Below are 12288 nucleotides of genomic sequence, written 5' to 3'. Positions count from 1 at the left end.
CGCGCAGTGCCTTCACGAACACGCCTGTCGCGCGATCGGTTTCCGCAAGGCCAACTTCGCCGCGATGATCGCTGTCAGCGCGCACCATCCCTGGCTTGCGCCGGCTCGCCGGCAATCACAAGTAGCACCTCGGCATCGTCCTTGCTAACTGACGTGATCTTGTGAGGAACCGCCGCATTGAAGTGCGCGCAATCACCCGCCTTCAGCGTCTCCGAACGATCGGCAAGTTGCAGGCTGATGCTCCCGCTCAGGACATACAGGATCTCCTCCCCCTCGTGATGGCTCATGGGGTGACCGCGGCTGCGCTCCTTGCGGGGCCGAAGCGCCCACGTAGGCGATGAAGGTCAGAAAGAAGATGACCTGCGGCATGAGATCGCCGGTGGACACCTGCCGGGCTCGCGCGTCCTGCACGTCCTTCAAGACGGCGTCCTCGCCAGCCTCGTTGATCTTGAGCACGTCGATGTCGAGCTCGCGCACCTGAACACGCCCAGGCCCTTGAAGCCTCCCCCTGATGCCTGCGCTGCCCTCCCCAGGAGACACCAAGGTCACCCCCGGGTGCCCGTGGCGCCCTCCAGGGCGCGAGATTTCATGGCAACGCGGAGCGATAGTAACGCTTGACGTTAATAACGTTTGACGTTACTATTTGCCCATGATTCAGAGCTTCAGCTGCGACGAGACACGCCGACTGTTCGAGGGCTCACGAGTCGCCCGCTGGGCCAACATCGCTACGGGAGCGATGCGCAAGCTGGCGATGCTGCACGCGGCCGTGGTCCTCGGCGATCTGAAGGTGCCGCCCGGCAATCGGCTCGAAGCCCTGGCAGGGGACCGCAAAGGCCAGCACAGCATCCGCATCAACGACCAATGGCGCTTGTGCTTCAAATGGACCGCAGGCGGCCCGTCCGACGTGGAGATCGTCGACTATCACTGACCACCGTTTCCTGACCTTGAAAGGCAGATTTTTATGACCCGCCAAGTACCGTACCCGCACCCCGGCGAGATCCTCGTCGAGGACTTTCTGAAGCCCCTGGGCATCACGCCCTATCGCCTGGCGAAGGCTATCCATGTGCCGCAGACCCGTATCGCCGCAATCATTTCCGGCGAACGCGCTGTGACTGCAGATACCGCCCTGCGCCTCGCTCGCTACTTCAGCATGAGCGATTGTTTCTGGACGAATCTGCAGACCGCCTACGACACGGCCATGGCGAAGGATGAATTGGCCGAAGAGCTCGCAACCATTGAGCAGCTTGAGGCTGCATGAGCCATGGCTAAGACCGTCAACGGAAGGTAGCTGCGATCAGATCTTGCAGGATTGAACTTCAGCGCTCGGACAGGTCGATATGGGCGCGCACGAGTGCTTTGTCCTGCGAGACCCAACCCGCGCCGTCCGCATAGGAAATCATTGCATCGAAGCTGCTTTTCCAGGCGGTCTCGTCGGGTCCGAGGGCCTTCAACGCCGTGATCGACAGCCAGGCGCGCGTGCCTTCCATGCGTCCCAGGCTTCCCAGTGCAGCGTCGAGGCCTTCGGTGTTCAACCCCGCTTGCAATCGAACGGCGAGCGCTTTGAAACTGTTCACTTCGAGCAACGCCGGGCTGTTCGATGCGCTCAACGGGACAATCATTTCAGCTCGTCCAGGAATCTGAGGATCATGCTGTTGACGGCCTCTGGCGCCTCCTGCTGAATCCAGTGCCCGACGCCGGGGAGCACGGTTGCGCCGCGTGGGTCGGTGCATCGAGGAATCGGATCGGTGTAGCGATCCAATCCTGGAACCAGATAGCGGGCTGGATCGCGCTCACCGCCGATCCACAAGGTCGGCTGTTCGATTCGACACGCTGCGTACTGCCGCATCTGCTCCACGTCCAGGTCCAGGGCACGATAGCGGTTGGGGTGGCACCGTATCGGAACGCTTCATCTGCGTGCAGGGGTGCCAGATTGCGGCAGTGCTGCGCTGCGCGAGGTCCGGAGGCGGCGTTGGAGTCTGGGAAATATTCGTTGGCGAGCTTCAGGTTGCAGAGTCCTTGCGCGATCGCCCGCAAGAATGAACCATTCCAGAAATGGAGATCCCGCTGTTGTCTATGTCAGCCACCGCTTTCTCCGGCGGTAGTGCTTCACGGCGTGGTAGTCCTTCTGCTGACCTTGTGCGCCCCCAAGATAGAACTCCTGCACGTCGGGATTGCTGCTCAAGGAATCGGCACTGCCGGTCATGACGACCCGTCCATTCTCGATCAGGTAGGCGCGCTGCGCGATGCCGAGCGCCGCAACGGCGTTCTGCTCCACCAGCAGCACCGACAGCCCCGCGTCGGCGTTGATGCGTTGCACGATGTCGAAGATCTCGTCGACCAGCAGCGGCGCCAGGCCGAGGCTGGGTTCGTCGAGCATCAGCAGGCGCGGTTCGGTCATCAGGGCGCGGCCGATGGCCAGCATCTGCTGTTCGCCGCCGGAGAGGTAGCCCGCCGGCGATCCTGCCCTCTGCGCCAAGCGCGGGAACCAGGCCATCACCTTGTCCATCAATTCGCGGACATGGCCGCGGTCGCGGTGCATCGACGATGCGGCGAGCAGGTTCTCAGCTGGCGTCAGGTGCTCGAAGACGCGCCGGCCTTCGAGCACGTGGGCGATGCCCCGGCGCACGCGCTCGGGCGCGCCGAGGCCCAGCAGGTCAGCGCCATCGAAGGTGATGCCACCTCCGCTCACCTTGCCGCGCTCGGCGCTCAGCAGGCCGCTGATCGCCTTGAGCACGGTGCTCTTGCCGGCTCCGTTCGCGCCGAGCAGCGCAACCAGCCCGCGCGCCTCGATGTCGATAGAGACGCCCTTGACGGCCAGCGACACGTTGTCGTAGACGACCTCGACGTTGTTGAGCGCCAGGAGGGGCATCTCAGGTTCCCGTCTTCTTGAACTCTTCCGACGAGGCGCGGATCAGTTGCCAGACCACGTCCTGGTCGCTCGCGAGCCAGTCGCTCTTGGGCACCCAGCGGCTGCCGTCCCATTGGGCGACGCGGCCCATGCCGCCGCCCTGGTGATCGGTCTTGCTCGTCGTCAGCGGCGGAATCAGTCCGTCGGCGGTGAAGTTCTTGATGCTGCGCAGCCCTTCGTTAAGGGCTTCCGCGGTGACCGCCCCGCCCTTGGTCACTTCGAGCGCCCGGCGAACGCCTTCGACCATGACCGCGGCGGCCATCACGCCGATGTTGTAGTAGGTGGTACCGACCATCTCGCGCGAGCCCGCACCCTTGCCCTTGCCGACGACGTCGCGAAGGATGTCCTGGATCACCTTGGGTTCGCTGCCTGCGGCTGCGCCTTCGAACTTGAGGACGCCCTTGACTTGATCGGGGCCGACCACCTTCATGTCCGACTCCGACAGCCACACGACGGAGGCGATGCGATCGGGCGCGATGCCATTGCGCAAGGCCTCCTTGAGCGACACCGTCTGGCCGACGCCGCCGCCCCAGATCAAGGTCCAGTCCGGCCGCGCGCGCCGCAGCTGCGTCCATACGGCCGACTGCTCGTTGCCGGGCGGCGCATAAGGGAAGGGCAGCAGTTCGAAGCCGCGGCGCTTGGCCAGGGCCTGCAGCAGGGGCAGAGGTTCCCGGCCGTAGGGCGTGTCGATGTGGACGAACGCGATCTTCTTGCCCTTGAGATCCTTGTCCTGGCGCGCCATGTACTCGATCAGGATCGAGGCCTGCGACCAGTAGCTGGCCGACAGCGGCAGCACGTATGGGAAGACGGTGCCGTCGGCGGCGTCGCTGCGCCCCGAGAAAGTGGTCACCAAGTTGATCTTGTCCTGCAGCGCGCGCGAGACGAGCGCCCGGCTCACCGGCGTGGACAGCGGATCGACCAGCATGACGCCGTTGCGCTTGAAGCGCTCGTAGGCCTCGATGCCGCGCTGCGGCGCGTTGCCCGTGTCGACGATGTCGGCCGCGATCTTCCATCCACTGACACCGCCGCGCTCGTTGACCAGCGAGAAGTAGTCGCGCTGGCCCTGGCTGTAATCGGCGGTCACGAAGGTGTAGACGACCGTGAAGTCCTGTGCCATGCCGAACTTGATGATCTTTTCCTGCGCCTGGGCGCGCGTGTGCGGCAGGGCGCCGATGAGTGCGGTCGCCGCGCCGGCCGCGACGAACTGTCGTCTGTCAACCGTCATGATGTCTGTCTCCTTTGTTCGCCCGGTCAGAGTTGCCAGGGCACCCGTCCCGGGGCGCCCGAACCGTCCAGGCGGGCGCCCTGGCGACGGTTGGCTACTGGTTTGTCGAAAGGCTCGTGCGTCACGCCTGCTCACTGGCGCCGCGTGTGTCGGAAAGGCCAGACCAGCAGGCTCTTGCGCACGTTGTCGTAGATCTTGGCCAGCCCGAGCGGCTCGAAGAGCAGGAAGCCGACGATCAGTGCGCCGTAGAGGATCAGCGGCGCATGGGTCAGCAGGTCGCTGCCGATCGCGCCGCCGTACTGCCGCGACAGCGCCGCCAGCGCGTTGTTGAGCAGGGGCGGCGCGAGCAGGATCAGCGCCGCGCCGAAGTAGCAGCCCAGCACGCTGCCCAGGCCGCCGACGATGACGGTGGCGAGCAGCTGGATCGACAGCTCGATGTGGAACTGCTCGGGCGACACCGCCTTGTAGTAGCAAAAGGCGTACAGCGCGCCGACGATGCCGCCGATGAAGGAGCTGACCCAGAAGGCCAGCAGCTTGTAGCGGAAGGCGCTCACGCCGAGGATCTCCGCCGCGTAGTCCTTCTCGCGGATCGCCGCCAGCGCGCGGCCGAAGCTGGTGCGCCGGATGTTGAGCATCCAGACCGTCAGCAGCGCGCAGACGCCCAGCGCGACGAAGTACATCCCGGCGTCGGACGTGACCGGCATGCCCAGCAGCCGCAGCACCGGCACCTGCAGCGAGGCCTGCGAGCCGCCGCTGATCGCTGGCACGTGCACGATGACGAAGTCGGTCAGGTACTGCAGCGCCAGCGTGGACACCGCGAGGTACAGGCCCTTGACCCGCAGCGCCGCCGCACCGAACACGGTGCCCACCAGCGCCGCCAGCGTGCCGCCCAGCAGCAGCGCCAGCTCGAAGGGCAGGCCGGCGCGCGTCATGTGCACGGTGCCGTAGGCGCCGATCGCCATCACCGCGCCGTAGCCCAGGTGGACCTGGCCCGCGCCGCCCATCAGCAGGTTCAGGCCCAGTGCCGCGCTGGTCCACAGCAGCAGCGGCGTCAGGTAGGAGTTCAGGTACAGGGCGCTCAACAGCCAGGGCGCCGTGAGGAACAGCGCCGCGATGATGCCGAGCGTCGCTCGGTCGGCCGGCAGCGGCCAGAGCTTGCGCGTCTGCAGGTAGTTGACGTGGCGGATGCCAGCGGCGCGGTAGAACATGGTGTCAGACCCGTTCGATGTGCTCGCTGCCGAACAGGCCGTGCGGCCGCACCAGCACCGTCAGCAGAATGAAGACCGAGGCGACGATGTCGCGTGTGCCGCCGCCCAGGAGCGGGTCCAGCACGCCGGCCGCGACGCTCTCCGCGATGCCAATCACGAGGCCGGCGACCAGCACGCCCGGCACGCTGTCGAGTCCGCCGAGGATCGCGATCGCGAGCGCCTTGAGCAGCAGTAGCGACAGTGTCCAGTCGACGCCCTGCACCGAGCCCCAGAGGATGCCCGCGGCCCCGGCGGACACGCCCGCCAGCCCCCAGGCGACCGCGATCACGTGCTCGACCCGGATGCCGACCGACCAGGCCGCTATCTTGTCGTCCGACACGGCACGCATGCGCACGCCCAGCGGCGAGTTGAAGAAGGCCATCGCGCCAACGATCAGCACCAGGGCGATCAGGCCGCCCGCGAGATAGGCGCGGTTGACCAGGATGTCGCCCAGCAGCACCGGCGCTTGCGGGATGCCCAGATCCAGCCGCTTCACAGAGGAGCCCAGCAACCCAGGAACCAGTCCGCGCAACAGGATCTCGAGACCGAGCGTGAGCATGATGACCATCACCACGGGCTGACCGATCATGCGACGCAGCAGAAGGCGCTCGACCAGCATGCCCGCCAAGAACAGCACCACCAGCGACAGCAGGGCTGCGGCCCAGACCGGCAGCCCGAGTGCCGTCGTGATCAGCAGGCAGGCGTAGCCGCCCGCCATCGCGAAGGCCCCCTGCGCCAGGTTGGCATAGCCCGAGGCCTTGTAGACCAGCACGATGCCCAGCGCCACGAGCGCGTACATCAGGCCCACCAGGGCGCCATTGATCGTGAGTTCCGCATACAGCAGGATGTCCATCAGTCGACCCTCTTGAGTTGCAAGGTGCGGCGCATCGCGCTGGTCTGGCCGCTTTCGTAGGTGATGGCGGTGTCGAAATCGACCGTCTCGGCAGCGCCGTACAGTGCCTCGATCACCACCGCATAGCGCTCCTCGACCGTGCCGCGGCGCAGCTTGCGGGTGCGCGTGATCTCGCCGTCGTCGGCATCGAAGTCCTTGGGCAGGTTGACGAAGCGGCGCAGGGCCAGCTCCGGCTTGAGCACGCGGTTGACGCGCTCGAACACGCCTGCGATCAGCGCCACCACCTCCGGGCGTTGCGAAAGATCCGCATAGGAGGTGTAGGGCAGGGCGCGTTCTTCGGCCCAGTGGCCCACCGCCTCGAAGTCGATGCATACCAGCGCGCCGAGGCGCTCGCGGCCCGCACCGATCACGGCCGCATTGCGGATGTAGGGGCTGAACTTGAGCCGGTTCTCGATGTAGTTCGGAACGAAGCGCTCGCCGCCCGCGGTATGCATGACTTCGCTGACGCGGCCCAGTACGACCAGTTGCCCGTCAGGCTCGAAGTAGCCGGTGTCGCCCGTTGAGAGCCAGCCTTCGTGCAATGCCTCGGCCGTAGCGTCGGGGTTCTCGTAGTAACCGTCGAACACCGACGCCGATCGGACCAGGATCTCGCCGCGCTCGTCGATGCGCACCTCGACGTTGGGCATCGGCCGGCCGACGGTGTGCAGCTTGACATCGCCATCGCCCTGGGCGGCCGTGAGCGCCGCTGTTTCGGTCTGTCCGTAGAACTGGCGCAGGTTGATGCCCAGTGCGCGAAAGGTCAGGAAGGTGTCTTCGCCGAGCGCCTCGCCCCCCGTGTAGGCGCGCCGCGCGCGCGAGAGGCCCAGGATGTCCCGGATCGGCGCGAAGACCAGCCATTCGCCGAGCTGCCGCACGAAGCGTTCGCCAATGTTCGGCGCGTGCCCGTCCAGGCGCCGTCGCTCGACCTCGATGGCGCGGCCCATGAACCACTCGTAAAGAAAGCGCTTGAAGCGCGTCGACTCGGCCATGCCGACCTGCACGCGCGTGAGCATGTGGTCCCAGGCGCGCGGCGCCGCAAGATACATCGTGGGCGCCACCTCGCGCAGATCGTGCAGCACCGTCTCCTGGCGCTCGGGAATGTTGATCGTGAAGGCCAGCACCAGCCCCGCGCCGAGCGTGAAGACGAAGTCGCCGACCCAGGCCATCGGCAGGTAGGCGTAGTGCTCCTCGTGCAGCTGGAAGTAGCCCGCGGCGGCCGCGTTGCGTACTCCGCCGATGATGTTCGCCTGACTCAGCGGAATGCCCTTGGGCATGCCCGTGGTGCCCGAGGAATGAAGCAGCACGGCCGTGTCCCGCGCCGTCGCCTGCATCATCAGTGCGTCGATGAGCGCCGGCTCGCGGCCCAGCCGTGCGCGTCCACGCTCGAGCAGCGCCTCCAGCGAGACAAGCCCCGGCTCGTTGCAAGCCTTGAGACCGCGCGGGTCGTGGTAGACGATGGTGCGCGGCTGGCCGTCGCTGTGCTTGCGCAGCTCCAGCAGCTTGTCGACCTGCTCCTGGTCTTCGACGATGGCCACCTCCGGGTGGCCCAACTGGCTGTAGTGCTTGAGCTCCGACGGCGGCACGTCGGGATAGATGGGGGCGGGGAAGGCGCACAGCGCCATGGTGGCGAGCATCGCCTCGTACAGTCGCAGACGGTTGTCGCCGATCACCATCACCGCGTGGCCGGGCCGCACGCCGGCTTCCTGGAGTCCGGCGGCCAGGGCGATCACGTCGCCGAGGATCGCCGCCCAGTCGTGTTCGACCCAGATGCCGCGATCGCGCTCGCGCACCGCGACGCGCGCTGGATACGCGAGCACGTTGCGCGCCATGGCCGCGATCAGCGATGCGGGTTCGCCTTCGCTGCCGCCTTGCCAGCGTTCGCTGGCGGCAACGAGGCGCGTGCGCAGTTCGGTTGCACGGCCTTCTGCGCCAGACTGCGCCACTTCGTCTGCTGCCCCTGCCCCCTCCTGAAAGCGGAGGCGAGCGCCTTCGCTCGTTCGGGTGACACTCATGCGATCGCCCCCGCGCGCTGCGCTGCTCGATGGCCCAGATAGGCTTCGACCACGGCCGGCGACGAGATCGCCTCGCGGGCCGGTCCCTGCGCGATGGCCTCGCCGTAGCTGAGGACCAGCACCTGGTCGCACAGCGAGGTGACCACGTCCATGTGGTGCTCGATCAGCAGGATGGAAATGCCACGCTCGTCGCGCGCATCGAGGATGTAGCGCGCGAGGTATTCCTTCTCCTCCTGGTTCATGCCGGCCATCGGCTCATCGAGGATCAGGAACTTCGGCTCCGAGGCGAGGGCGCGCGCCAGTTCAACGCTCTTCTGCAGGCCCGGCGGGATCGACTCGATCGGTTCGTCGCGGATGTCCTGCAACTGCATGAAATCGATGATCTCCTCGACGACGCGGCGGTGCGCCGTTTCCTCGCGCGCCGCCCAGACCCAGTAGCACAGCGAGGCCAGCGCGCTCGGGCGCATGTGGACGTGGCGACCGAGCAGGATGTTGTCGAGCACGCTCATGCCGCGAAAGAGTGCGAGGTTCTGGAAGGTGCGCGCCACGGCCTGCTGCGCGATGCGGTAGGGCCGCATGCCGGTGATGTCCTGGCCGAAGAGGTGCACGCGGCCTGCCTGCGGCGGGTAGAAGCCGGTAACGACGTTGATCATGGTCGTCTTGCCGCTGCCGTTCGGGCCCACGAGCCCGAAGATCTCGCCCTGGCGAACGGCGAAGCTCACGCCCTTGAGCGCCTTCAGGCCGCCAAACGAGCGTTCGATGCCCTCGCATTCGAGGACCACAGGGCTCCCGGATTCCGTTGCGCTCACGCTGTCTCCGTTCCAGTATCCGCCGTGTCAGGGCGCGATTGTTTGAGTCGAGCTCGTTTTAGCTTCGAAGACTTTCAACAGCCATCGGCCGGTTTCGGCTCGCGATAATTTGAGTCTAAGTCAAAAACATGAATGAGCCTTAGGTGCAAACACTTAGTTTGCCTGGGAGGATCTCCAATGAGAAAGGCCGCGGGCGATGTCGCCGGCGGCCTTTGAGTGGAATTCAGAAGAGGGTCAGGAAGATTTTCGCTGCGTGGCCTTGGTTGTTGTGACCAGTGCCTCGAGTCGCGCGAGTCGCGACTCCACATCGTCCTTGCGGCGCTCCTGCGCGGGTTGGAGGCCCCGCAGCATGAGATCGGTATAGCGGTCGGCGATGAGGTCCACATTGGCGCGCTGCGTGCCGAATAGCACCGGCCACATCAGGTGCTCCAGCCCGCCGTAGAGCATCGAGCGCACGCATTCGACGTCGACGGAGCCGTCGATCTCGCCTTCCCGGGCCGCATCCTCGAGCGCAAGCCTGACGTACTGCGTGTAGCGCACGTGCAGCGCGTGCAGCCCCGAGCTCGTGTATTCGGGACCGGTACGCACCTCGTGCAGCACCAGCTTGGCGAGGCCGGGCGTTTCGACATAGACGCGCACGTGGCGCCAGATGATGAAGCGCAGGCGCGCCCGCAGGCCCTGGAGCCGCTCGTAGCCCTCGTCGACATCCTTGATCAGCGGCTCATAGAGCTCGCGCAGCACTTCATGGAGCAGGTCGCGCTTGGTCGGGAAGTAACTGAACACCAGGCCTTCAACGATGCCGACGCGGCTCGCGATCTCGCTGACGGCTGTTCCCTGGAAACCTTTTTCCAGGAACACCTCGCGCGCGGCAGCGAGGATTTCGTTGGCGCGGCGCTGGCGCCGCTCCGACAGCGGGGCGAGCGCGCTGTCCGTGGCGCGCTTGTCGGCCTTTTCGCTCTTGCTGCGCGGTCGCTTTGTGCTGATCTTCATGGGGTGCGGGATTGCGCCTGTTGTCTTCGCACGGAGCTTACTATGCGGCGCGGGCCGGGCGTTCATGCCGCGAGCCCCAGCGTCTGCAGTGCCTGCGTGAGATGGGGCTTGTCCACCATCTGCCCGTCGATGCTGAGCGTGCCGGCCTCCGGCTGCGCGGCGAAGGCGTCGACGATGCTGCGCGCATGCGCCAGTTCGGCTTCGGTTGGTGAGTAGGCCGCGTTGATCGTCGCCACCTGGTCGGGATGGATCGCGATGCGCCCGCGGAAGCCGCGTCGACGCGACACCCGGCAGACAGCCTCCAGGCCTGCGACATCGCGGAAGTCGGCGTGCAGCGTATCGATCGCCGGCACGCCAGCGGCGGCCGCGGCGCACAGGCACAGCGAGTTGGCCAGCGTGTACAGCGGCGAATACGCGCCGTCTTCCTCGCGGTTGGAGACCGCGCCGATGGCCGTCGAGAGGTCCTCGGCGCCCCAGGTCAGGCCGGCCAGTCGGGGCAGGGGTGTACTGAATGACTGCATGCCGAGCATCGCCTGCGGCGTCTCGGTTGCGGCCGGCACGATGCGAATGGTGCCCGGCGCGATGCCGGCGCGCGCCTCCAGCGCATCCAAGCAATGGCCGAGGTGGATGATGTCCGCGGCGCTGCGGATCTTGGGCAGCAGGATGCCGGCCAGGCCCCGGGTGACAACCGCTGCCAGGTCATCCATCGCCAGCGCCGTGTCGAGCGGGTTGATGCGCACGAAGAGCCGCGAGGCCAGTGTGGTCGCCTGGGCGCCGACAAAGGAAGCCGCGGCGCCGCGCGCGCGGGACTTGCGCGAATCCGCGACCGAATCCTCGAGGTCGAGGATCAGCACGTCTGCCGCGCTCTCCATTGACTTGGCGAGCTTGCGTTCGCTGTCCGCCGGGACAAACAGCATCGAGCGGAGCTTGAAACCGCTCATCTCGACCTCTTGAGCATCAGTGCCTGCCGCGTGCAGGTGCAGACCTCTTCGTTGCGCTGGTTGAAGCCTTGATGCAGGAAGGTCGCTATACCGGCGTTCGGGCGCGACTTGCTCTCGCGCAGATCCTTCACCGTGGTGCGCGAGCGGATCGTGTCGCCGGCAAATACCGGAAAGGGAAAGCGCGTGTCGGTCATGCCGAGGTTCGCCACCGTCGTGCCCAGCGTCGTCTCCTGCACCGACAGGCCGATCACCAGTCCGAGCGTGAAGATGCTGTTGACCAAGGGGTGGCCGAACTCGGTGCCCTTGCAGTATTCGGCGTCGATGTGGATCGCGGCCGGATTGCAGGTCGCGTTGCTGAACCACATGTTGTCCGCTTCGGTGACGGTGCGGCGTATCTCGTGCGCGAACGCCTGTCCGACGCTGAACTCCTCGAACCAGTGGCCTGCCATCGTCTTGCTCCTTGAAAATGTTCAATGTGCGGCGCCGGTGGTGCGCTGCGAAAAGGCCCGCACGCGCTCGCGCAGCGCCTCTGTGCGAGCGCAGCGGAGGAACCATTCCTTTTCGCGCCGCAGGCGTTCCTCAAGGGCCGGCAGTGCGCTGGCCTGGAGCAGGGCCTTCGCGCCGGCCACCGCCAGACGCGGCAGCGCGGCCAGGCGCCGGGCGGCCGCCAGGCCTGCATCATCGAGCCCCCCTTCGTCGACCAGTTCGCTGACGATGCCAAGCCGATGCGCCAGCTCGGCCCCCAGGGGTGCCGGCGAAAGGCAGATCTCCAGCGCGCGGTGCGGACCGACCCGCGCCGCGAGCGAATGCGTGAAACCGGTGTCCGGCGTGGCGCCGAGCTGCGGATAGGCGACGACGAAGCGCGCCGAGCGCAACGCGATCACGCTGTCGCAAGCGAGCGCCAGCGAGAAGCCGCCGCCGGCGGCCACGGCGTGTACGCAAGCGATGACCGGCACCGGCAGGCCGCTGAGCGCCAGCACCGCCGCATGCGCCTGGTCGATCAACTCGCCGAGGTAGGCGGGGAGGTCGTCCAGGCGGGCTTGCATCTGGCCGATGTCCGCGCCGACGCAAAAGGCCGGCCCTTCGGCGCGAAGCAGCACCGCATGCAGCGTATCGTCCCTGGAGAAGCTCTCGCAGGCGCTGCTCAGCCGTTCGCAGAAGGCGCCGTCGATGACGTTCGGCCCTGCTTTGCGGCGCAGCGTCAGCACCGCCACGCCGGTTTCGGGCTGTGCGGCATGGACTGGCGCGTCGTCTTCGGACACCA

At 66.6% G+C, this 12288-nt stretch carries 15 protein-coding genes; 2 read left to right on the top strand and 13 right to left on the bottom strand.

Annotated elements, in window-relative coordinates; all coding sequences use genetic code 11:
* Positions 1 to 74 precede the first annotated feature (74 nt).
* Positions 75 to 287, bottom strand: coding sequence for a cupin domain-containing protein (locus ACSQ9A_RS33490; RefSeq protein ID WP_436307109.1), 213 nt, complete (start codon positions 285 to 287; stop codon positions 75 to 77).
* Between the two features lie 362 nt (positions 288 to 649).
* Between ACSQ9A_RS33490 and ACSQ9A_RS33485 the strand changes: the two genes are divergently transcribed.
* Positions 650 to 928, top strand: a complete 279-nt coding sequence (locus tag ACSQ9A_RS33485) for a type II toxin-antitoxin system RelE/ParE family toxin (protein WP_436307108.1) — start codon at positions 650 to 652, stop codon at positions 926 to 928.
* A 33-nt stretch (positions 929 to 961) separates the two neighbouring features.
* A complete protein-coding gene (locus ACSQ9A_RS33480) occupies positions 962 to 1258 on the top strand; it encodes a HigA family addiction module antitoxin (RefSeq protein ID WP_436307107.1) in 297 nt (98 codons plus the stop codon).
* A 58-nt stretch (positions 1259 to 1316) separates the two neighbouring features.
* Here the strand turns inward: ACSQ9A_RS33480 and ACSQ9A_RS33475 are convergent, their stop codons facing one another.
* The 12 genes from ACSQ9A_RS33475 to ACSQ9A_RS33420 form a co-directional block, all read right to left on the bottom strand.
* Positions 1317 to 1583, bottom strand: coding sequence for a hypothetical protein (locus ACSQ9A_RS33475; protein WP_436307106.1), 267 nt, complete (start codon positions 1581 to 1583; stop codon positions 1317 to 1319).
* A gap of 32 nt (positions 1584 to 1615) precedes the next feature.
* Positions 1616 to 1855 (bottom strand): alpha/beta fold hydrolase, encoded by a 240-nt coding sequence (locus tag ACSQ9A_RS33470; protein ID WP_436307105.1) that lies wholly within the window; start codon positions 1853 to 1855, stop codon positions 1616 to 1618.
* Positions 1856 to 2071: 216 nt separating this feature from the next.
* Positions 2072 to 2869 (bottom strand): ABC transporter ATP-binding protein, encoded by a 798-nt coding sequence (locus ACSQ9A_RS33465; protein ID WP_436307104.1) that lies wholly within the window; start codon positions 2867 to 2869, stop codon positions 2072 to 2074.
* Between the two features lies 1 nt (position 2870).
* Positions 2871 to 4133, bottom strand: a complete 1263-nt coding sequence (locus ACSQ9A_RS33460; RefSeq protein ID WP_436307103.1) for an ABC transporter substrate-binding protein — start codon at positions 4131 to 4133, stop codon at positions 2871 to 2873.
* Between the two features lie 131 nt (positions 4134 to 4264).
* Positions 4265 to 5341, bottom strand: a complete 1077-nt coding sequence (locus ACSQ9A_RS33455) for a branched-chain amino acid ABC transporter permease (RefSeq protein WP_436307102.1) — start codon at positions 5339 to 5341, stop codon at positions 4265 to 4267.
* A 4-nt stretch (positions 5342 to 5345) separates the two neighbouring features.
* A complete protein-coding gene (locus ACSQ9A_RS33450; RefSeq protein ID WP_436307101.1) occupies positions 5346 to 6233 on the bottom strand; it encodes a branched-chain amino acid ABC transporter permease in 888 nt (295 codons plus the stop codon).
* The gene (locus ACSQ9A_RS33445; RefSeq protein WP_436307100.1) at positions 6233 to 8215 is read right to left on the bottom strand and encodes an AMP-dependent synthetase/ligase; all 1983 of its coding nucleotides are present in this window, start codon (positions 8213 to 8215) and stop codon (positions 6233 to 6235) included. Before ACSQ9A_RS33445 ends, ACSQ9A_RS33450 begins: the two co-directional genes overlap by 1 nt.
* Before the next feature lie 65 nt (positions 8216 to 8280).
* Complete coding sequence (locus tag ACSQ9A_RS33440; RefSeq protein ID WP_436307099.1) at positions 8281 to 9093, bottom strand: ABC transporter ATP-binding protein; 813 nt, start codon at positions 9091 to 9093, stop codon at positions 8281 to 8283.
* A gap of 234 nt (positions 9094 to 9327) precedes the next feature.
* Positions 9328 to 10083 carry a TetR/AcrR family transcriptional regulator gene (locus tag ACSQ9A_RS33435; protein ID WP_436307098.1) on the bottom strand — a complete coding sequence of 252 codons (756 nt, stop codon included), beginning with the start codon at positions 10081 to 10083 and terminating at the stop codon, positions 9328 to 9330.
* 62 nt (positions 10084 to 10145) lie between these two features.
* Positions 10146 to 11024 carry an HpcH/HpaI aldolase/citrate lyase family protein gene (locus ACSQ9A_RS33430; protein WP_436307097.1) on the bottom strand — a complete coding sequence of 293 codons (879 nt, stop codon included), beginning with the start codon at positions 11022 to 11024 and terminating at the stop codon, positions 10146 to 10148.
* Positions 11021 to 11473 (bottom strand): MaoC family dehydratase, encoded by a 453-nt coding sequence (locus tag ACSQ9A_RS33425; protein WP_436307096.1) that lies wholly within the window; start codon positions 11471 to 11473, stop codon positions 11021 to 11023. The genes ACSQ9A_RS33430 and ACSQ9A_RS33425 overlap by 4 nt, the downstream gene beginning before the upstream one ends.
* Before the next feature lie 21 nt (positions 11474 to 11494).
* On the bottom strand, positions 11495 to 12286 hold the full coding sequence (locus ACSQ9A_RS33420) for an enoyl-CoA hydratase/isomerase family protein (RefSeq protein WP_436307095.1): 792 nt from the start codon (positions 12284 to 12286) through the stop codon (positions 11495 to 11497).
* Positions 12287 to 12288: the final 2 nt, after the last annotated feature.

It is taken from the genome of Variovorax sp. LjRoot290 (assembly GCF_964253985.1).
Classification (GTDB): Bacteria; Pseudomonadota; Gammaproteobacteria; order Burkholderiales; family Burkholderiaceae_C; genus Variovorax.
Note: the sequence above shows the minus strand (reverse complement) of the source record. Positions and strands in the feature narration are given on the sequence as shown.

Coding starts and splice junctions, on each gene's coding strand:
- ACSQ9A_RS33485 (WP_436307108.1), top strand. CDS start 650: ATGATTCAGAGCTTCAGCTGCGACGAGACACGCCGACTGTTCGAGGGC.
- ACSQ9A_RS33465 (WP_436307104.1), bottom strand. CDS start 2,869: ATGCCCCTCCTGGCGCTCAACAACGTCGAGGTCGTCTACGACAACGTG.
- ACSQ9A_RS33435 (WP_436307098.1), bottom strand. CDS start 10,083: ATGAAGATCAGCACAAAGCGACCGCGCAGCAAGAGCGAAAAGGCCGAC.
- ACSQ9A_RS33455 (WP_436307102.1), bottom strand. CDS start 5,341: ATGTTCTACCGCGCCGCTGGCATCCGCCACGTCAACTACCTGCAGACG.
- ACSQ9A_RS33450 (WP_436307101.1), bottom strand. CDS start 6,233: ATGGACATCCTGCTGTATGCGGAACTCACGATCAATGGCGCCCTGGTG.
- ACSQ9A_RS33480 (WP_436307107.1), top strand. CDS start 962: ATGACCCGCCAAGTACCGTACCCGCACCCCGGCGAGATCCTCGTCGAG.
- ACSQ9A_RS33430 (WP_436307097.1), bottom strand. CDS start 11,024: ATGAGCGGTTTCAAGCTCCGCTCGATGCTGTTTGTCCCGGCGGACAGC.
- ACSQ9A_RS33490 (WP_436307109.1), bottom strand. CDS start 287: ATGAGCCATCACGAGGGGGAGGAGATCCTGTATGTCCTGAGCGGGAGC.
- ACSQ9A_RS33460 (WP_436307103.1), bottom strand. CDS start 4,133: ATGACGGTTGACAGACGACAGTTCGTCGCGGCCGGCGCGGCGACCGCA.
- ACSQ9A_RS33425 (WP_436307096.1), bottom strand. CDS start 11,473: ATGGCAGGCCACTGGTTCGAGGAGTTCAGCGTCGGACAGGCGTTCGCG.